The 18853-nt window shown below is 50.1% G+C and carries 19 protein-coding genes; 9 read left to right on the forward strand and 10 right to left on the reverse strand.

Annotated features, from left to right (window positions below):
* Positions 1-8: 8 nt before the first annotated feature.
* Positions 9-1589: a hypothetical protein gene (locus NC981_RS15370; protein WP_348243749.1), complete on the forward strand. Its 1581-nt coding sequence runs from the start codon at positions 9-11 to the stop codon at positions 1587-1589.
* Positions 1590-1752: 163 nt separating this feature from the next.
* Here the strand turns inward: NC981_RS15370 and NC981_RS15375 are convergent, their stop codons facing one another.
* Entirely contained in the window at positions 1753-2118 is a 366-nt protein-coding gene (locus tag NC981_RS15375) for a hypothetical protein (RefSeq protein ID WP_348243750.1), read from the reverse strand.
* 83 nt (positions 2119-2201) lie between these two features.
* Between NC981_RS15375 and nadA the strand changes: the two genes are divergently transcribed.
* Both nadA and dacB read left to right on the forward strand, forming a co-directional pair.
* On the forward strand, positions 2202-3161 hold the full coding sequence (gene nadA, locus NC981_RS15380) for a quinolinate synthase NadA (RefSeq protein WP_348243751.1): 960 nt from the start codon (positions 2202-2204) through the stop codon (positions 3159-3161).
* A gap of 317 nt (positions 3162-3478) precedes the next feature.
* Positions 3479-4828 (forward strand): D-alanyl-D-alanine carboxypeptidase/D-alanyl-D-alanine-endopeptidase, encoded by a 1350-nt coding sequence (gene dacB, locus NC981_RS15385; protein WP_348243752.1) that lies wholly within the window; start codon positions 3479-3481, stop codon positions 4826-4828.
* 88 nt (positions 4829-4916) lie between these two features.
* Here dacB and NC981_RS15390 read toward each other — a convergent pair whose 3' ends face one another.
* The 5 genes from NC981_RS15390 to NC981_RS15410 form a co-directional block, all read right to left on the reverse strand.
* Positions 4917-5951, reverse strand: a complete 1035-nt coding sequence (locus NC981_RS15390) for an ABC transporter permease (protein WP_348243753.1) — start codon at positions 5949-5951, stop codon at positions 4917-4919.
* A gap of 5 nt (positions 5952-5956) precedes the next feature.
* Positions 5957-7468, reverse strand: coding sequence for an ATP-binding cassette domain-containing protein (locus NC981_RS15395; protein WP_348243754.1), 1512 nt, complete (start codon positions 7466-7468; stop codon positions 5957-5959).
* Positions 7469-7594: 126 nt separating this feature from the next.
* Positions 7595-8908, reverse strand: a complete 1314-nt coding sequence (locus NC981_RS15400; protein ID WP_348243755.1) for a BMP family ABC transporter substrate-binding protein — start codon at positions 8906-8908, stop codon at positions 7595-7597.
* A 94-nt stretch (positions 8909-9002) separates the two neighbouring features.
* On the reverse strand, positions 9003-11615 hold the full coding sequence (locus NC981_RS15405) for a chloride channel protein (RefSeq protein WP_348243756.1): 2613 nt from the start codon (positions 11613-11615) through the stop codon (positions 9003-9005).
* A gap of 62 nt (positions 11616-11677) precedes the next feature.
* Positions 11678-12364 (reverse strand): cytochrome b N-terminal domain-containing protein, encoded by a 687-nt coding sequence (locus NC981_RS15410; RefSeq protein ID WP_348243757.1) that lies wholly within the window; start codon positions 12362-12364, stop codon positions 11678-11680.
* 209 nt (positions 12365-12573) lie between these two features.
* On the opposite strand from NC981_RS15410, the gene NC981_RS15415 reads away from it, so the two are divergent.
* From NC981_RS15415 to NC981_RS15430, 4 genes are read left to right on the forward strand one after another with little or no spacing between them, the layout of a single operon-like run.
* Positions 12574-13296 (forward strand): pyridoxine 5'-phosphate synthase, encoded by a 723-nt coding sequence (locus NC981_RS15415; RefSeq protein WP_190377816.1) that lies wholly within the window; start codon positions 12574-12576, stop codon positions 13294-13296.
* A 45-nt stretch (positions 13297-13341) separates the two neighbouring features.
* Positions 13342-13668, forward strand: a complete 327-nt coding sequence (locus NC981_RS15420) for an MgPME-cyclase complex family protein (RefSeq protein ID WP_190377817.1) — start codon at positions 13342-13344, stop codon at positions 13666-13668.
* 13 nt (positions 13669-13681) lie between these two features.
* On the forward strand, positions 13682-14371 hold the full coding sequence (locus tag NC981_RS15425; protein WP_348243758.1) for a hypothetical protein: 690 nt from the start codon (positions 13682-13684) through the stop codon (positions 14369-14371).
* A 22-nt stretch (positions 14372-14393) separates the two neighbouring features.
* Positions 14394-14888, forward strand: a complete 495-nt coding sequence (locus tag NC981_RS15430) for an ATP-binding protein (protein ID WP_348243759.1) — start codon at positions 14394-14396, stop codon at positions 14886-14888.
* Between the two features lie 57 nt (positions 14889-14945).
* On the opposite strand, the gene NC981_RS15435 is transcribed toward NC981_RS15430, so the two are convergent.
* The 4 genes from NC981_RS15435 to folD form a co-directional block, all read right to left on the reverse strand.
* Positions 14946-15362, reverse strand: a complete 417-nt coding sequence (locus NC981_RS15435; protein WP_348243760.1) for an acyl-CoA thioesterase — start codon at positions 15360-15362, stop codon at positions 14946-14948.
* A 63-nt stretch (positions 15363-15425) separates the two neighbouring features.
* Positions 15426-15926, reverse strand: coding sequence for a divergent PAP2 family protein (locus tag NC981_RS15440; RefSeq protein ID WP_190377824.1), 501 nt, complete (start codon positions 15924-15926; stop codon positions 15426-15428).
* Between the two features lie 81 nt (positions 15927-16007).
* Positions 16008-16931 (reverse strand): geranylgeranyl diphosphate synthase CrtE, encoded by a 924-nt coding sequence (gene crtE, locus NC981_RS15445; protein ID WP_348243761.1) that lies wholly within the window; start codon positions 16929-16931, stop codon positions 16008-16010.
* A gap of 47 nt (positions 16932-16978) precedes the next feature.
* Positions 16979-17854: a bifunctional methylenetetrahydrofolate dehydrogenase/methenyltetrahydrofolate cyclohydrolase FolD gene (folD, locus tag NC981_RS15450; RefSeq protein WP_348243762.1), complete on the reverse strand. Its 876-nt coding sequence runs from the start codon at positions 17852-17854 to the stop codon at positions 16979-16981.
* A 195-nt stretch (positions 17855-18049) separates the two neighbouring features.
* Here folD and NC981_RS15455 point away from each other — a divergent pair, with 195 nt between their 5' ends.
* Both NC981_RS15455 and NC981_RS15460 read left to right on the forward strand, forming a co-directional pair.
* Positions 18050-18433 carry a hypothetical protein gene (locus tag NC981_RS15455; RefSeq protein WP_348243763.1) on the forward strand — a complete coding sequence of 128 codons (384 nt, stop codon included), beginning with the start codon at positions 18050-18052 and terminating at the stop codon, positions 18431-18433.
* Positions 18430-18852: an NUDIX hydrolase gene (locus tag NC981_RS15460; RefSeq protein ID WP_348243764.1), complete on the forward strand. Its 423-nt coding sequence runs from the start codon at positions 18430-18432 to the stop codon at positions 18850-18852. Before NC981_RS15455 ends, NC981_RS15460 begins: the two co-directional genes overlap by 4 nt.
* The last annotated feature ends 1 nt before the right edge of the window (position 18853 follow it).

The raw sequence follows: 18853 nt of genomic DNA on the forward strand, positions 1-18853 counted from the left end.
CTAATGTGATGTGGTCTGGTCCAACTCGTCAACCGCTACCGATCATTATGATTCGTGGATTTGCGGCGGGGGATAGTGCAGACGAACGGCGATTAACTTATCAGGGATTCAATGATGGCAGTGTCTATCCACAGAAACGGGGTGAGAACTACATCTACGAAGGAATGGTTTTGCGGTTTATCAAATCGGATTGGCGCTACAACGATGCCACCAATGTAGTCGGCTACTATCCGAGCCAAATGGCAACGCCGCCTGTGATTCCAGAGGAACTCAAGGTCTTTGATCCGCATTTCTTTAGCGGTCGCATCATTATCGATCCAGCCATGGCGCTGCATTTTCTGCGATCGGATGAGCCGTGGAAGAGTTTGTGGGTGTTTCGCTATTACGATCTGTGCGATCGTACCTTTCCGGTTTACGGTGAAGCGCTGGTGCGGTTAATCGATTTTATTCGGGCGCTCTGTGCGCTTAAATCTCAAGGCGCAAAACCCAAAGTCAATATCATCGCGCATTCAATGGGTGGTTTAGTGGTACGGGAAGCGATTCAGCGCACGTATCCAAAACGCAGTGCAACGGCGGCTGATGAAGCGATTAATAAGATTGTGACGCTCGGAACGCCGCATAAAGGGGTGTCATTCCAACTGCTAAAAGATTTGCGCTGGTTGCCGATCGAGTCTGCAAACGAGCTAGAACATTTCAACCCAGACAACCAAGCTGATCCTAGCAATCCCACTTCTGCTGTGAACTTTGCGCGACATTTTCCGCTCGATCGTATGCTTTGTGTGGTGGGCACAAACTATCGGGCTTACAACAATCAAGCGGCGGCATTGCTGAATCGACTTTCACCGATCGCGGGTGAAATGGGAATGAACTTCAACCGGAGTGATGGTTTAGTCAAACTGAGTTGTGCCCAAATCGACGGTGCGCCTCGCACGTTTATTCATAAGTCGCATGGTGGTTTTGATTCGATTATTACGTCGCGGGAATCGTTTGAGATTGCGACCCGCTTCTTTTATGGAGATGTGCGAACTCGGCTGCGCCAAGTACGAGCACAGGTGAAACGAGGCTTTGACTTCTTCGGCAAGAGTGAGTTTTTCTTCGGGGTGTCGGTGAAGCCGCGAGGGGTTGATTTTGAATTGTTCCATCAAAGTAGAGAAGCTGAAAACTGTTACGGGCCGTTCCGTACTGGAGACTTCAGCGATACGGATTTGTCGTTGCCTTGGGCAGATGACCAAAAGCTGATTTGGGAGGGCTATCTCAACCTGAAAGCGAGTTTGTCGCAGACCGATTTGGTGATGCGACTGGAATTTTATGTCGGTGAGCGCGATCTCTTTGGGGTTGGTTTTTCTGACAATATTGTGTTCGCGAAACAATACTATGTTCGTGCTGTTTTACAGCCTTCATTGGAACTGTATTTATACAACAGCGAGGAGTTTGCCAGCGATGATCCAATGCGGAATGCGACTCCGATGCGTCAAGTTCCGGGCGGTTGGGAATTTGATGTGATGGGGACAGGATTTACTGGCACGTATCGAATTGAGTTCGATCGCATCCCCGAAACCGGAACACCAGTGCCACTGATACCAAATTGATTTTTGAGTGCGACAGATCTTGGAAGCCCCCTAAATCCCCCACTCGTGGGGGACTTCAAGCCAAATCTGTTTCGGATTCTCAAAGTCCCCCAGTATGGGGGATTTAGGGGGCGAAGGATCTGTCGCATCAACAAATTGATTCGGTATGACTCTAGGTACTTGATTAGCAAAAACAGCTCATCGGTGAACTGAAACAGCGATCGCGTGAACTAAAACGGCGATCGCGTGGACTGGAATAGTGCATCGGATCACTAAAACAGCGATCGCGTGGACTAAAACAGTGCATCGGATCACTGAAATAGCTCATCGTTGGGCAAAAAACACCTTTCATCCGCCAGTATTGAATCAATGGAGTCCGATTTCCCGATGCCGGGGACGAGTTTGTATGTGAGTGTGTTGACGCGGTATTGTCGATCGACTCGTTGAGGTCGATGGAGGTCGATCTCTGCGAAATCGCCTCCGTCAAAACGCCTAACCCTCCAACCACGATCACCCTCACTTTGCGCGATCGCGCCTTACCGATCGACATTGGTAGTTTCAGCCATAAAGATACTTTTATTTTTGGTAGTTTAGACTATAATTATTGAAACTCCCTACCGGATCGATCGCGCTATGTTTACGACTGTTGCTCCGACTAAACCTTCCCTGCCGCGTGACTTATTGGGTGCGATCGCGGAACTCAAACGCGAAATGAATGCTGTGATTTTGGCGCACTATTACCAAGATCCAGACATTCAAGATGCCGCAGATTATCTTGGAGACTCACTTGGACTCTCCCAGCAAGCTGCTCAAACCGATGCAGATGTGATCGTATTTGCAGGCGTTCACTTCATGGCAGAAACCGCCAAGATTCTCAACCCCGATAAGTTGGTGCTACTGCCCGATCTCAATGCAGGCTGTTCCCTTGCGGATAGTTGTCCACCGGATCAATTCGCGCAGTTCAAAGCAAAATATCCAAATCATTTGGTAATTTCCTACATAAATTGCACCGCAGAAATCAAGGCAATGAGCGACATTATCTGCACTAGCGCCAACGCAGTAAAGATCGTCAATCAAATTCCGGCAGATCAGCCAATTATCTTTGCCCCCGATCGCAACCTCGGTAAATACGTGATGGAGCAAACCGGACGCGAGATGGTGCTGTGGCAAGGAAGCTGCATGGTGCATGAAACCTTCTCTGAAAAGAAGATGGTGCAGTTAAAAATGCAATATCCAGAAGCCGAAGTGATTGCTCACCCGGAATGTGAAGAAGCGGTTCTGCGTCATGCTGAATACATTGGATCAACGACGGCATTGCTGAAATACTGCCAAAAGAGCGATCGCACCTCGTTTATCGTCGTCACTGAACCCGGCATCATCCACCAAATGCAGAAAGCCGCCCCCGATAAGCACTTTATTCCGGCTCCCCCGCTCAACAACTGTGCGTGTAACGAATGCCCCCATATGCGGCTAAACACGCTGGAAAAACTTTACCTAGCAATGAAACACAAAACGCCTGAAATCACCTTGCCAGAATCGACTCGAATTGCCGCTTTGCAACCGATCGAGAAAATGCTGGCGATGAGCGTATAATGACAGCGATTTGTTGCACGATCGATCGCAGTTATTCAATGATGTGAGTTCAGCAAAATGGTCTTTGCTGCGTTTATATCCTCGGATTGCCCCCTAAATCCCCCATTCTGGGGGACTTTGAAGGTGAAGGAATCCTTCGCTTTTGGGGAACATCTTTTTTCTAAATCCCCCACTCGTGGGGGATTTAGGGGGCACACATCCGCTAACAACGAAGCAAAAATTTAATCGGACTGACATTAACTCGCGGATCGATCGTGCAACAAATTCCTCGGCGTTCTAGTCAATGCCGATGGAAATGTTACCCGGAAATGGCTCCTATGAAGTTCGCGCTGTTGCCTCACGGAATTTTTTGTGCAACGCTTGCTCTGTCTGTCTCACTGGAAAGTTTAACCGCACCTGTCCGGGCTCAAGCCCCCCTATTTCCGCCTTCTACACAGCCCAAACCGCTCCCTCAACCGCCTCAAACTCCAGCACCAACGCGCCCAGTTCAGGCTCCGGTCAATGGTGGCATCTGTCCAGCGCAACTCGGTGGAACATTGGATGGGATTGTCGATCGCCTACCGGCAAGTTGGAGCGTTTTGGTGCAAACCCAAGCAGCACGCGGTACGCGCCAGAATCTTTATGCTCGTAATCCGTTTACGCAATTGGTTCCCGCGTCTAACAACAAGATTTTTACAACCGCAGCAGCCCTCGCAAAATTAGGCGCACAGCATCAAATTCGCACTCCGGTTTTTGGCAATACCAATAGTCCCGATCTATTAACGCTGCGGGTGATTGGTCAAGGTGATCCAAGCTTCGGAACCGCGCAACTCAATTCACTCACCCAACAATTACGTCAGCGCGGGATTCGTCAGGTGCAACAGTTGATCGGAGACGATACCATTTTTCGGGGAGCCGACTACAATCTTTTTTGGGATGCAGACGATCGCGGGGAAGCATATGCCCCTCCAGTCAATAGCCTAATGTTGAATCAAAATGTGATCGGTGAGGGTGCGGTTTCCAATCCGGGTAATTATTTTGTGGGTGAGTTTCGCCAACGATTAGCGGGTGCAGGCGTTCAAGTTAAAAGTTCAACGCTGGTAAAACGGACACCCGCACCCCCCGGAGAAGTTGAACTCGCATCGGTGATTTCTCCTCCCCTATCGCGTTTAATCTTTACAACCAATCAAGACAGCGATAATGCTTATGCAGAAGCGCTGTTGAAGACACTGGGACGGTTGCAAGACCCAAATAGTTCAGACTCCACAGCCAGCGGAGTCGCGGCAGTACGATCGATTCTGACCGAGCTAGGCGTAAATCCGAATCGGTTCAGTATGGTCGATGGTTCCGGGCTTGCCGGTCGCAATCGCGCCAGTGCTGAAGCATTGGTACAGACCTTGCAAGCAATGGCGCAACGACCCGATGTGGATGTATTTCGACGATCGCTCCCCGTTGGTGGCGTGAGTGGAACCTTAAGCAATCGATTTCGGAATACCCCAGCACAAGGAATTGTGTTTGCCAAAACTGGAACCATTTCGGGTGTGGTAGCGCTTTCGGGCTATGTGACCCCGCCGAACTATTCGCCGATCGTCTTTAGCATTATCGTCAACTCGAATCATTCTCCTTCAACGGTTCGAGCTTCAGTAGACAGTCTAGTCGTTGCTTTAACTCGATTGCGGAATTGTTAATCAGCTTAGCAAGGTAGAGTGCGATCGTTTCAATCTAGCGATCGCGCTTTTCTGTTAGTAATTTGGCAAAATGCAATATTACGGCAGATCATCGGGCTACCGGCCCGCGCTTCCACTCGCTCAAGCCCTTACCCAAAATCACAAACAGCACTAGGGTTCCTTGAATTACACCTGCCAATGAGGATTCTAAATTCAGATCCAATGGAAGCTGCAAACTTCCAATATTCAGCGCACTAAAGAAGAACGCGATCGGCAACAATAACCAAGCATTCATTCCCGCCAGCAGCGTCACCAACAGCGCCAGAAATCCCAATCCGCTCGAAATGTTCGGAATCAATCGGTGAAACACTGCCACCACTTGCAGCGCCCCGGCGATCCCGGCAAAGGCTCCACAGATTGCAAATGAACTTAGAAGCTGACGCACCGAGGGAATGCCCAACACATAAGAGGCGCGAAGATTTTGTCCGACCGCTCGAAGCTTCAAACCAAAGCGTGTTCTACCAAGAACGACGATCGTCGTCGCGATCGCCAACAGTGCAATCAACAGAGCGATCGGGCTTGCATCCGTATTTCCAAAAGTTGGCAGCCATAATGATTCTGGAAATTGTTCCGTTCCACTCATTGAAGCTACCCCCGGACGCTTCCAAGGGCCAAACACCAAATACAGCGCCAAGCCATCGGCAAGAAAGTTCAACCCCAATCCTGCAAAGATTTCGTTGATCCGTCCATAGATATTTAGAACGCCTGCAAACACTCCCCAGAGCATTCCACCGACTCCACCCGCCAAAATTGCTAAAGTCAGGGCGATCGCCGGCGGAAAGCTATCTTGTGTCAGCCGCAGCATAAACGTTGTGGCAATGCCGCCAAACGCGATTTGTCCTTCAATCCCTAAGTTGTACAATCCAGCAGTAAAGGTAAACAGCAGTCCACAGGAAATAATCAATAGGGGTGCTAAGGTTGCAATCACTCGCGCAAACTGCCCGGGTGTGCCAAATGCACCCGAAACAATCTCAGTAAATACTGCGATCGGCGATGCTCCTGCAAGCAAAATGATGATCATCGTCACCACAAGCGCCATCACGATCGCGCCAATTTGATAAGTAAGCGTTCGGTTTAGTGTCATGGTTCCTAAATACTTGCAGGTTCTACTTCAACAAATCGACCCCCGATCATCTGTCCGAGCTTTTCAGCGGTTAGTTTTGAGGCTTCAATCGGTGCAGACACCTGACCTCCACTAAAAACTAAAACTCGATCGCTATACTGCATAATCTCATCCAAGTCCGAAGACATAAATAAGATGGTTGTCCCCGTCTCACATCTCGCAATCAATTGCTTCCACACCCACAGCGTCGATTCAATATCGAGTCCGCGTGTGGGATGCTCCATTAACAATAGATTCAACGGCACAGGTAACAATGCAAGCTGGGTTCTTTGTTGATTTCCACCCGAAAGCCGTTCGACATAGGAGTGCGGTTTACCCCGAATGTTGAAGGTTGCGATCGCGTCGATTGCTTGCTGATGAGTTCCTTTCCAATCGATCATCAATCGCCGCGATTGACTCCGCAAAATCACATGCTCGTGAATCGACAGACCTCGAATCAATCCATCTTTCAGTCGATCGGCGGGAGAATAACCAATTCCATGCTTAAGATACATTGGATAAGGCTTTTGGGTCATATCGACCTGATCGATCGCCACAGTTCCCGTCGCGGCTCGGATCAATCCCGCACAGAGTAGTAACAATAGTTGCTGTCCACTGCCTTCGAGTCCTGCAAGTCCAATCACTTCCCCTTTATAGGCACTGAAGTTACCCATTTTCAGCATTAGGCGATCGTCTCTGACCAAGACATCGTGCAATTCCAACATCGGTTCAGCTTGCCGGGTCAGAGGTTTCATCGGCAGCGCAAGCTCTTTACCAAAGATGAGATCAATCAGCACTGAATCAGGACAAGGAACCTGAACATTGCCGACCACTTTTCCGGCTCGCATAACAGTGACACGATCGCACAGTTCCTCCACATCTTCGAGCTTGTGCGACACAAAAATGACTGATTTTCCTTCTGAAGCAAGCTGTCTTGCCGCATTGAATAAGGCTATTTTTTGATCTGCAGAAATCCCAGTGGTCGGCTCATCCAAAATCAACGTCTTCACACCGAGCGAGAGTAGCCGAATAATTTCAAGCTGTTGCCGCTCTCCGACGGTGAGATCAGAAACACGGCTGTTGGGACTGAGCGAAAAGTTAAAGGTTTCGGTGAGACGCAGAAATTCTTGACGAGCGCGATCAGGATTCACAAACTTCAGTCCTGAAAAAATCCCCTTCGATAGCACCTCACCCCGACCGACCATAAAATTATCCAGCACCGTCAACGGCGGAAAATCTAGCGGATCTTGGTGCAGCATTCCCACACCCGCTCGAATCGCATCTGCTGGAGTTTTTACGCTTGCGGGTTTGCCGTCGAATAAAACCGTCCCGGAATCTCGACTGATAAAGCCGCTCAGAACTTTAACGATCGTGCTTTTCCCTGCTCCGTTTTCACCCAATAAACCATGAATGCTTCCAGCCTCCACAGTCATCGACACCTGATCATTTGCTAAAACCTGTCCAAACCGCTTTGTTATCTGTTGAAGTTCGATTTTCATAAGCTATTCACACAGCAGTAAAAAGGTGGGGAGTAGGGGATGGGGAGTAAAGGGTGAAGTAGTTTTGCTTCTCTTGCGAAACGCCACTCCCCACCCTCAGAAAATTCAATCTCTACACGAACCGCTTTATTTACTTGGGCCTTCCATTCCCGCTAACAACTGCGGCATATACCAGATTTGCTGCTCCGTTGCTGTTGCGCCAGCTTTGACAAAATCTGAGCCATCCTGGAATTTAATCGGGCCTTTGTACAGATTGATACTGCCGTCTGCCATACCCTTAGCAAACTCATCGAGAAACTTCTTATTGTCTCCGAGGGCTTGCCCCACGTTGAAACCAATCATTCCACTTGAAGGTGCAGAGAGATTTTGGTAGTCAGGCCCCGACCAAACAAACTCGCTCGGATAGTTGCCAGATTTTGCTTTTTTCAGTGCATCTGTGTAGGGCAGCGACCAGCGATAGAACGGCACCCCCAGACAAATATTCGGAGCCAGCGAACAGCCTGTTTCCAGGTCATAGTGAACATACTTCACTTTTTTACCTGCCTCTGCTGCCTTCTTGCCCTGTACGGCTGCTTCTGGCGTATCGATGCCGCTCATCACCACATCATAGCCACCGTTGTAGTAGTCATCTGCAACTTTGGTCGGGTCAAGCGTCTTGCCAGGAATGTTGAACCAAAATCCAATCCAGGTGACTTTGAAATCCAAATCCGCAGCAGGTTTTTTACGATAGTTCTCCCAGCAGTATTTTGCACCCAGGAACGCCCCAGAAGTGTAGCGCCGAGTTTCATCATTAATCAATGGGCCTAAATAGCCGATCTTTCCGGTTTCTGTGCCCAACGCCGCTGCACAGCCTGCCAGCATTTTTCCGTATTCCATCCGTCCCATGATATTGGTCAGGTTCGCTTGACTTTTAAAGTTTTGCCCTTCTTTCCAAGCATAGTCACCAGAAGCGTGAATTACTTTCACGTCGGAATGCTTTTTCGCAGTTTCGAGTGCGTCGTCTTTAAAGTCATCCGAGTTAAAGATCACAAGCTTTGCGCCTTTTGCAATTAGGTCATCCGCAACCTGAGAACCTTTGACGTTGGGACGGTCGGCAGGATTCACCTTATCGACGAATTCTAACTTCGTTCCAGGCACGTTTTTGATCGCGCCTTCAATCCCTTCAAAATGTGCCTGATTCCATCCAGCGTCGTTCTTTGGTCCGACTAACACCATACCGATCACATAATCGCCACCACCCGCTGCATTGGGAGAAGCTGCCGTTTGATTTTGATTGGAGGTGCCGCCTGTACCACAGGCTCCCACGATCGAGCCTAATGCGATTGCAAATCCAGCTTGTCGGAGAAATCTAGAAAGCCAATACTGTGTCATATTTTGTACAAACCAAAACAGAAAGGTGAGGTGTGGGAGCGAAGCCGAATCGGGTTCTGACGATCGCATTATTGCGAATTCGGGCGATTGTAAAATGTATTCCAAACCACATCAAATTATCAAGAATTGCTAAATCCTGTAGGAATTGCAGGAATTTTTAACGTCACCCGATCGCGCCCCGCATCAGAACTACGGTACAGTTACAGCCCCGCGCAATTGCTTCTGGAATATTGCCCTGAATCACCTGTTGTAGAAACCCTTCACGGGTCGCCCCTAACACAATCACATCACACTGACCCTGCTGCGCCAAATCAATCACCGCATCGGACACTGAATCGGCGCAAACAGGCTTGAGAGCAACCGGACAGGCGAGACGTGCGTTTAAAAATCGCATCGCTTCATTCAGTGGAGTTGGATCAGGAAGATCACGCTGCGGCTGATGTATCTGACACAGACAAACTTCTGGAGCCTTAGAGAGTTGCGCCAAGGCGGGCATCAGCCGAATTGCTTGCCGGGAATTAGGACCGCCTGCTGTGGGAACTAGCCAGCGATCGAGCGCCATCCCTTTATCAGTCCCAAGTTTCACGAGTACAACATCACAGCTTGCTTGCCGAATCATCGTATCGACAATGCTGCCAAAAATTCGACCGGATGTAGAAGTTTCGCCGTTCCAGCCCATAATCATCAGATCAATGTGCCGTTCCTTAATCGTCTCTAGGATGGCTTGAGCAATGTCATGCGTCACCCGCACTTGAGTATGCACTGAAATATTCCATTGCTTGCCTAAGTAGACGGCTTGCTTTAAAAGTTTGCGGCTGATTGTGGTTGAAACCCCAGTTTCAGCAGGAGTGCGATGGCGGGCGATCGGAATTACCTGTAAACATTCCAGTTCATAGTCGCGCTCGTGCGCGATCGCTGCTGCCATCTGGAGGAGTCGTCCGGCAGTTCGAGGATTGGCGATCGGTACTAGCACCCGACCTTTCCCGGTTTCGGGGGCACGAGTTTGATACACCACAAACGACGGCTCTGATCGCGGCCCGACTTTTGCGGTGTCGCTGAGTTTGTCGGATTCCGCTCGAATAATGTCTGCTCTTGTGATAATTCCGACTAATTTCCGACGATCCACCACGGGCAATCGACTAATCTTATAGCGGTTTAATAAATACAAAACCTGGCTGAGTGGATCATCTGGATGGACTGCGACCGGGCGGGGAGTCATAATTTCGCTGAGCGGCTGGCTATGTTGTAGCTGCCGTTCTGCAATGTGCCCTAAGTCTGTCTGTGTGACAATTCCCACTAACCTGCCGTTATCAATCACCGGAAAGCCGCGATGATGCGATCGTGAAAACGCTTGAATCGCTTCATCCAATCTCATCTCACTGGATAGAGTTTCGACTCGTGGCTGCATCAAATCCGCAGCAGTCAAGCCCGCCAGCCGCGTTTCCAAGTCTGGATTCGATTGCAGATGAATGCCTCTGGATGCAAGCAGATGCTTATAGATCGATCCGCTAAACAAACTCTCTGCCACTAAGTAAGCCGTCACAGACCCGATCATCAGCGGCAGCACGATGTTAAAGTCTGTGGTCATCTCGAATACGATGACGATCGCGGTAATCGGGCCACGAGTCACTGCACTAAAAAATGCCCCCATTCCAGTGAGTGCTGCCGTAGTCGTGAGCGACCCACTCAGATCTAACCCCAATGGAACTCCCGCATTTTCAATACTTTGAGCCGCAAAGCTAATGAGATACCCTAGTGCTGAACCCAAAATCAACGAAGGAGCGAACAATCCCCCCGGCGCACCAGACCCAAATGCCACCAGGGTTAAGACAAACTTCGTAATGAAAATAACTGCCGTAATCCGCCAGCCAAACTCACTGGTAATCCAAACTTCTTGTAGGCTCGCATTTCCCCGCAGCGCATCGGGAAGAATTGCGATCGCGGCTCCTGAAACTCCCCCGGCAAAGGCAATCCGCAGGGGTAAACTCCACTTCATCACTTTGTTATTAAATTTCAGACTGAACAAAACTCCCCGCACGAACAGAGAGCCAAGCAAGCCTGATGCAATGCCGACGATTAAAAAGACCGGAATCGCCTCCAGGTTAAAACTCGTCATAATCTCCAACGAGTTTGTTCTGCCGTTTAGTCCGTCTCCTCCCAACAGACGCGACACCACGGCACCGACAAACGATGCCAAAATTGCCGTTCCCAACGTCAAGCCAGAAACATCCTGTAACAGTTCTTCAACGACAAATAAAACGCCTGCAATCGGCGCGTTAAATCCGGCTGCTAATCCCGCCGCCGCTCCTGCTGCAATCAACTGCCGCCGATGAATCGGAGAAGTCGGAACCCAATCGCTCAACTGAGCCGCGATCGCGGCTCCGATCTGAACCGTAGGCCCTTGCCGCCCGATGCTTAATCCTGATCCCAGGGCAAGCAAGGTGGTCGCAAGTTTTGCGATCGCAACTCGCAGATTGAGCGCACTCGTCACCCCCCCCAAAGCCGCTTTCACTTGCGGAATGCCGCTGCCTGCGGCTTCCGGTGCCAGCCGCTCAATAATGCTACCTGCTAACAGTCCCGCTACAGTCCCGATCGCAGGCAGCACAATCCAAGCAGGGTGAACCGTCGCGATTTGAAGTCGCTCTTGACCCAGCCAACCGACCCCGCGCTTCAGGGCAACCGCTGCGAGTCCCGATACTAATCCAATTAAACAGGCTTCAAATACCGCAAGCTGCTTGGGTGAAACCGCACTCAGTCTAAATCTCGATAGCCACATGAGGAGGCTTCTAAGGAAAATGCAGATCGATCGTAACCGAGAGTTAAATGATTAAACGGTTTTTACGCTGGAAATTGAGCTTCTGAATCTGCCATTGCAGGCGGCTCGATTTGAGATTGCTCGATCTGAACTGGCGGAACAGGTTTTGCCACAGGTGCAGCCATGCGCTCGGCTTGCAGTTCTTTCTCCTGAAACAGCAGTCCACCTAAATGCACGATCGACAAGCCAACCGCAGCCAACGAAACGACGTAGCTGTGCAGCGTATACAAATGAGCCACCGTCAGCCCTCCCACTGCTCCACCTGTGATGATGTCGCGCAACGTTGCACCAATAAAGGGAATCGCTTCGATCGTGCCCAATTCAATCTTCAGCCGCCAGAAGCCGATTTGATTCCAGTTGAGAATCATCGCCGTCCAGCTTAAACCGATCGCGCTCAAGGTAAATAGAATGCCGCTGATCCAAGCCGTCAACCAACTGCGACGGAATCGCTCACCCAGAAACATCACCACAATCTGCACTAGACCCAACCCGATGACAAAGTTACCCGCCAAGTTGTGCAGGGTATGAACTAACCAACCGTAAGGCACGTTTTGATCAATCTGTTGCAGCGAGTCGTATGCTCCACCCGCTGTCGGGACGTAGTAGAACGCAAGCAAGATTCCAGAAGTGACACCAACTAGCGTCAGGGTAAGGATGGCAACGGCGAGAATCGTCGAGAGCCGCCGCAGAATGAAAGCAGGATTAAGCATGACAAGGTTCTGTGGTGAGTAAATTATTTGCTTTCATTAAGAGAATCTTAATGAAGCTCTTTACGTTCGGAAACGATTTTTAATCGAACGAATTAAGAATTGCAACTTGCTCTCAGATTACGCATTCTCGATCACTTCGGTCTCTGTCTAAACGCAGAACCTCAAACGAACACGGTAAAATGATTGGCTGAAGCTTTGGGAACAAGACCTTGCCTACTCTTGGTGTCAATATTGACCACATCGCAACCATCCGCCAAGCCCGACGCACGATCGAACCTGATCCCGTCGCTGCTGCGGTTCTCGCTGAACTCGCTGGAGCCGATGGCATTACCGTTCACCTGCGCGAAGATCGCCGCCATATTCAGGATCATGATGTCCGATTGCTGCGGCAAACCGTGCGGACACATCTAAACCTAGAAATGGCAGCGACCGATGAAATGGTGTCGATCGCGCTCGATCTCAAACCCGATTACGTCACGCTCGTTCCCGAAAAGCGCGAGGAAGTTACCACTGAAGGCGGACTCGATATTGTAGGCGCGCTCGATCGCATGACCGAAGTCGTGAGTACGCTGCAATCTGCCGGAATTCCTGTAAGTTTGTTTATCGATGCTGACCCGGAACAAATCGATGCTTCTGCCGCAGCGGGTGCAAAATTCATCGAACTGCACACCGGACAGTATGCCGGATCATATTCCGAAGAAGGACAAGCCAAAGAATTAGAAATTCTGGCGCAGGGCTGCGAAATTGCGCTCGCTGCTGGACTCCGCATCAACGCTGGACACGGCTTGACCTATTGGAATGTTCATCCGATCGCACGACTCCCTGGCATGGAAGAATTGAATATTGGCCATACGATCATTAGTCGCGCCGTTCTCGTTGGACTTGAACGAGCGGTGCGAGAAATGAAACAAGCCATTCGCGGCGAACTCTAACGCTCCGGATTCTTCACTCAAAGACTGATCAAATAGGAAGACCCCATGACAACTTACTACTACGTTTTGGCAAGCCAGAAATTTTTGCTGGAAGAAGAACCGATGGACGAGGTTCTTCGGGAACGCTATCGCGACTACGAAGAAAAGAAAAGGGAAATTGATTTCTGGGTAATCAAAGAACCTGCTTTCTTAGAAGCGCCAGAAATGGCAGAAATCAAAGCAAAATGTCCGCGTCCTTGCGTCGCGATCGTCTCCACCAACAAACAATTTATTACTTGGCTGAAGCTGCGTCTAGAATATGTCATCACCGGAGAGTACCAGCAGTCGGACGCGATTCCGAACCCGCTTGGATCTCTGGAACCTGTTTCCTAGTTCCTAAACTTCTATGCCTCAGACGACGCTTCAATCGGTTCTTACAGGACTCGCTGGACTTGCTTTAACGCTGACCGGAATTTCTTCTGCTCAAGCCCAACTCCCGAATTGTCGAGCGCCACGATCGAACGAATTCCTGCTTCTGATTGTGACCCCGACCTCGGAATCCCAAGCCCGTGTTCGTAGCGTCGTCTCTCGCACTGCCGAAGTCTCCGTTTGTAGTTATCTCGGTCAGACCGTTACGCGAGTTGGCGGCTACCGAGATGCGGATACGGCACAATCTTGGGTCAATTATCTCAATGACACAGTTCGCGTTAGAGCATTCGTGGCAGTTCCCCCCGGAGCGGCGATCGCTGCTCAAGCCGAAGCGCCCCGATCGCAACAAGTCGATCAACCTGACGTAACCCCTGCTCAAGCCTTTAATCCACAACGCTTGCGCGGGGGTTTTGCTGTGATTGTCGATCACAATAATCGTCCTGAAGTTGCTGCACAAATTCAACGAGTGTTGAATCGAAATATTGGGCTGGCTTCCTTTGAGCAGCGTCCTTATCTCCTAGCGATCCATACCAACGATCGTGCGACTGCGGCTGCAATTTTGCGGCGATTAAACGATCGCGGATTTGCGGCGATGCTGGTGAGGAGTGATCGAGTGACATTGCTCACGCCGGTGGTTCAAACTAACCCTGGAATGAGTGGTCAGTAAAACGTTTTAGGAGGCAAAGGACATGGAGCAGTCAGGAAAGCTTTTCTTCTTTTGTGGAAAGATGGCGGCGGGAAAATCTACCCTTGCAAAGGAGATCGCGCGGCGAGAGAATGCCGTTCTGATGGTGCAGGATGAGTGGCTGGATCAGTTGTTTCCAGGCGAAATAACAGACATTCCTGGTTTCGTGAAATATTCGTCCAGGCTACGAAGCGTGCTTACAGGGCATATTTCTGCTCTGCTCTCACAGGGTTTATCGGTTGTGCTTGACTTTCCTGGTAACACGAGAACGCAGCGGGCTTGGTTTCGAGAGTTGTTTGAAGCTGCGAATGCCAATCATGAGTTACATTACGTCGATGTGCCGGACGAGTTGTGCAAGCGACAGTTACGGGAGCGGAGCAAGGAACTTCCTGAGGGTTCAGCGTTTACGAGTGAGACTGAGTTTGATGCGATTACGAAGTATTTTCAGGAACCTTCGGACGATGAAGCCTTCAATGTTATCCATCATCACCGCACCTAACTCTTCAACAGACAGATAGCAAGTTTTGCACGATCGAGAGAAGCGGTTCGGAAGAGGTCAATATTCTGGAAGAAAAACAGCTTTGATTTCGCTTGGAATTTTCGCAGGTCGGTTGCGTTTGGCATCAAAGTAGCACCACTCGGTGAGCGATCGACACAGCGCTTTTTGATCTGAAACCCGCACAAATTCAACTCGTCGGAAAAAGGTCGATAGCGTACCACCCTCCACCCAAGTCGTTAATCGAACGACATCTCCCACAAATGCAGGCGATAAATAGTCAATTTCGTGCCGCCGAACAAACCAGATGATGTGATTGTTCTCATCGAATTCGCGGGAATAGCCCTTAGACCGATAAGCAGCGATCGCAATGTCCTGAATCCATTGTACGTAAACCACATTGTTCAAGTGATTTTGCACATCGCAATGCTGCGGTTGAACTTCACGGTCTTCGGAGTAGACGATCGACTGAGACATGGATTGATATAAACGCTTTTCTGGGGTTAACGCAGAAGATATCAGTCAGCCTGAGTCTAAAGACTAATGAACGCCTGCAATCTGCCCAAACAGCGATCGCCAATTGCCGCCCAGCCACCAATCTCCCGCCACACAAACCACAACTCCTAATAATGAGCCGACGATCACCTGAACTGGGGTATGTCCGAGCAATTCTTTTAAGCGAGCTTCGTTGAAATGATGATCGCCTGTAAAAAACTCATCGATAATTTGGTTCAAAATTTTCGCTTGCTTGCCTGCTGCTTGCCGAACGCCTTGGGAATCGTACATAACAATAAAGGCAACTACTGTGGCGATCGCAAATTGGGTGCTGTCCCAACCGTCAGTGATGCCGACTCCAGTTGCTAGTGCAGTCACCAGTGCCGAATGGGAACTGGGCATTCCGCCTGTCTCGACAAGAACGCGAAAATTGACTTTGCGATGCACAATCAATTCAACCACTAGCTTCGTGGCTTGGGCAATCAAACAGGCGATGAGGGCTAGGAGCAGCACTCTGTTATCGATAATGTGACCAAAGTCCTGCATTCGTTTATGAGGTAGAGAGGTAGGTGGGGAGTAGGGGATAGGGAGTAGGGGGTAGAACATTCTCTACTCCCTACTTTCCATTTAGTTTTTGCGGGCGGTAATGTATTCTGCGATCGCCATTAACGGGAATGCCACTTCACCAAATCCCGCGACTTCGGCTTTCGCGCTTTCGACCAGTTGTTCCGCTTGACGGCGCGATTCTTCCATTCCTAGAAGGCGCGGATAGGTAGCTTTCTCAACATTCATATCCTTGCCGATACTCTTGCCGAGTTCTTCTTGCGTGGAGGTGATATCGAGTAAGTCATCGACAATTTGGAATGCCAGCCCGATCGCCTGAGCGTAGCGCGACAATCGCTGAATATCTGAATCTGAACCACCCGCCAGAATGCCACCGCTCACGACCGAAGCTTCAAGCAGTGCCGCTGTTTTGTGGGTGTGAATGAAATTCAGCGTATCGAGACTGACATCTTTCTTGCCTTCGCAGTCAAGATCCACGACTTGACCGCCAACCAGCCCAGCGGCTCCGACTGCCCGACCCAAACGAGACACTACTTTGATCAGGCGATCGCTCGGTACATTTTTCGTTTCCTCAACAATATGTTCAAACGCATACGCTAACAAGCCATCTCCGGCAAGAATCGCTACTGCTTCCCCAAAGACCTTGTGATTGGTGAGTTTCCCGCGTCGGTAATCGTCGTTATCCATTGCGGGCAGATCATCATGGATTAGCGACATTGTGTGAATCATTTCCAGAGCGCAGGCGGTCGGCATTGCCATGTCAGTCGTACCGCCGAGCAGATCACAGGTGGCAAGACAAAGCACCGGACGCAATCTTTTCCCGCCTGCGAAGAGCGAATAGCGCATCGCTTCATAGATTTTGTCGGGATAGACCACCGGAAATGCTCGATCGAGGGCGGTTTCAACTTGCTGCTGTCTTACCGCGAGATAGCCTTTCAAATCAAATTGGGAGGCTTGATTTGAGTGCGTTTGTCCTGTCACGACCATTCCGATATCCTCCTTCGTTTCCACTACGCGATTCTTGTAAAGTTAGCTTAATGTTGGAAGCGTTGTTCATAGCTCCATACTGTATTGTGCAACAGCATGGTCACAGTCATCGCACCAACTCCACCGGGAACGGGGGTAAGGTAGCTCGCAACCGACTGGACGGCATTAAAATCTACATCTCCGACGAGGCGACTTTTTCCCGTGTCATCGGTGATTCGGTTAATTCCAACATCCACCACGATCGCGCCAGGTTTTACCATGTCTGCCGTGATTAAATTCGGACGGCCCACGGCGGCAACGAGAATATCGGCGCTGCGGGTGACTTCTGCGAGATCAGGGGTGCGAGAGTGAGCGATCGTCACCGTGGCATTGGCATCGAGCAGCATCAGCGCGATCGGCTTGCCGACAAGGATACTGCGGCCGACGACGACGGCTTTTTTTCCGCTGGGATCAAGCTTGTATTCTTCTAAAAGTCGCATCACACCGTAGGGCGTACAGCTTCTCAATCCGGGTTCTGTTCGGACTAAGCGCCCTAAATTGGTCGGGTGTAAGCCGTCTGCGTCTTTATCGGGATGAATTTGGTTTAACAGTGCAACGCTATCTAGGTGCTCCGGTAAGGGGAGCTGCACGAGAATGCCATCGACGCGATCGTCTTCGTTTAATTGAGCGATCGTCTCAGCAAGTTCGGCTTGGGTGGTTTCGGTGGAAAAATGTTTGCCGTAAGAGGCGATGCCAACGGCGGCGCAAGCTTTCTCTTTGTTGCGGACATAAGCTGCGCTGGCTGGATTGTCCCCGACCATCAGGACAGCGAGACCGGGAGGGCGACCATTTTTAGCAGTCAGGGCTTGAACTTTTTCGGTTAGTGCGGCTTGCATTTTCTGGGCAAGCGCTTTTCCGTCGAGGAGTTGGGCGATCGAAGACATAGGAACTAATTCGATGCAAAATTTAGTCAGCCAAACCGGAAAAGATCGTTCAAAATGTGAACCAAGATTGATGAATTTTTCCGGTTGTTGGGCGCGATCTTTTGCATTCTTGAAGATTGACTTTTATAGTTTGGCAGATTCGCGCCGTGTTGCGTGAACTGCAACGGATTTTGACGATGTGCTGAGGCTAAAGGTATGCGGTTCTCAAACGTTGGGTTAGTGGCAGTTGGGTTGGGGTTGTCGTGTTTCGCGATCGGCTGTAGTGCTTCTCCGGATTTACCTGTGGCCTCAAATAACGTGCTGTCGCTGGTGCAGGCTGGGGAGCGGGTGAAGGTGCGCGATCTGGGTTCAAAGCGCGATCGTACGGTGCAGGTTGAAGGCAAGATCAAAGCGCAAGCGCCGTTAATGGGCGGGCAGCGGGCGTATGAAGTGCAAGACGATACTGGAAGCATTTGGATTGTGACCGGTCAGCTAGTTCCCGCAACAGGAAGCCAAGTGAGCGTTCAAGGCAAGGTACGCTTGCAGAAAATTGATTTGGCTGGACAGGATCAAAGCGCCCTTTACATTGAGCAGCAATGAAGCCAGAAGTCGCAATTGCAATCCTCTATCAGCAGGATCAGTTTCTCTTACAGTTGCGCGATAACGTTCCAAACATTGCGTATCCGGGGCATTGGGGCTTATTCGGTGGGCATATCGAAGCAGATGAATCTCCGGAGGTCGCATTGGTGCGTGAGCTACAAGAGGAAATTTGCTATTCACCGCCGAATGCGGTCAAATTTGGCGTTTACGAAGACGATCGCGCCCTTCGTCATGTCTTTGCGGCTCCTCTGACGGTGGGGATCAATGAACTTACTTTATTAGAAGGGTGGGATTTGGGATTATTTACGCGATCGCAAATTGAGCAAGGGGAGCGATTTAGCGATCGAGCAAGCCAGATTCGACCGCTCGGCGCAATTCATCAGCGAATTTTGCTAGACTTCATCAAGAAAAACGGGTGAG

Source organism: Leptolyngbya sp. DQ-M1, assembly GCF_039962505.1.
Classification (GTDB): domain Bacteria; phylum Cyanobacteriota; class Cyanobacteriia; order Leptolyngbyales; family Leptolyngbyaceae; genus Leptolyngbya.

Coding starts and splice junctions, on each gene's coding strand:
- NC981_RS15370 (WP_348243749.1), top strand. CDS start 9: ATGTGGTCTGGTCCAACTCGTCAACCGCTACCGATCATTATGATTCGT.
- NC981_RS15375 (WP_348243750.1), bottom strand. CDS start 2,118: ATGTCGATCGGTAAGGCGCGATCGCGCAAAGTGAGGGTGATCGTGGTT.
- nadA (WP_348243751.1), top strand. CDS start 2,202: ATGTTTACGACTGTTGCTCCGACTAAACCTTCCCTGCCGCGTGACTTA.
- dacB (WP_348243752.1), top strand. CDS start 3,479: ATGAAGTTCGCGCTGTTGCCTCACGGAATTTTTTGTGCAACGCTTGCT.
- NC981_RS15390 (WP_348243753.1), bottom strand. CDS start 5,951: ATGACACTAAACCGAACGCTTACTTATCAAATTGGCGCGATCGTGATG.
- NC981_RS15395 (WP_348243754.1), bottom strand. CDS start 7,468: ATGAAAATCGAACTTCAACAGATAACAAAGCGGTTTGGACAGGTTTTA.
- NC981_RS15400 (WP_348243755.1), bottom strand. CDS start 8,908: ATGCGATCGTCAGAACCCGATTCGGCTTCGCTCCCACACCTCACCTTT.
- NC981_RS15405 (WP_348243756.1), bottom strand. CDS start 11,615: ATGTGGCTATCGAGATTTAGACTGAGTGCGGTTTCACCCAAGCAGCTT.
- NC981_RS15410 (WP_348243757.1), bottom strand. CDS start 12,364: ATGCTTAATCCTGCTTTCATTCTGCGGCGGCTCTCGACGATTCTCGCC.
- NC981_RS15420 (WP_190377817.1), top strand. CDS start 13,342: ATGACAACTTACTACTACGTTTTGGCAAGCCAGAAATTTTTGCTGGAA.
- NC981_RS15425 (WP_348243758.1), top strand. CDS start 13,682: ATGCCTCAGACGACGCTTCAATCGGTTCTTACAGGACTCGCTGGACTT.
- NC981_RS15430 (WP_348243759.1), top strand. CDS start 14,394: ATGGAGCAGTCAGGAAAGCTTTTCTTCTTTTGTGGAAAGATGGCGGCG.
- NC981_RS15435 (WP_348243760.1), bottom strand. CDS start 15,362: ATGTCTCAGTCGATCGTCTACTCCGAAGACCGTGAAGTTCAACCGCAG.
- NC981_RS15440 (WP_190377824.1), bottom strand. CDS start 15,926: ATGCAGGACTTTGGTCACATTATCGATAACAGAGTGCTGCTCCTAGCC.
- crtE (WP_348243761.1), bottom strand. CDS start 16,931: ATGGTCGTGACAGGACAAACGCACTCAAATCAAGCCTCCCAATTTGAT.
- folD (WP_348243762.1), bottom strand. CDS start 17,854: ATGTCTTCGATCGCCCAACTCCTCGACGGAAAAGCGCTTGCCCAGAAA.
- NC981_RS15455 (WP_348243763.1), top strand. CDS start 18,050: ATGCGGTTCTCAAACGTTGGGTTAGTGGCAGTTGGGTTGGGGTTGTCG.
- NC981_RS15460 (WP_348243764.1), top strand. CDS start 18,430: ATGAAGCCAGAAGTCGCAATTGCAATCCTCTATCAGCAGGATCAGTTT.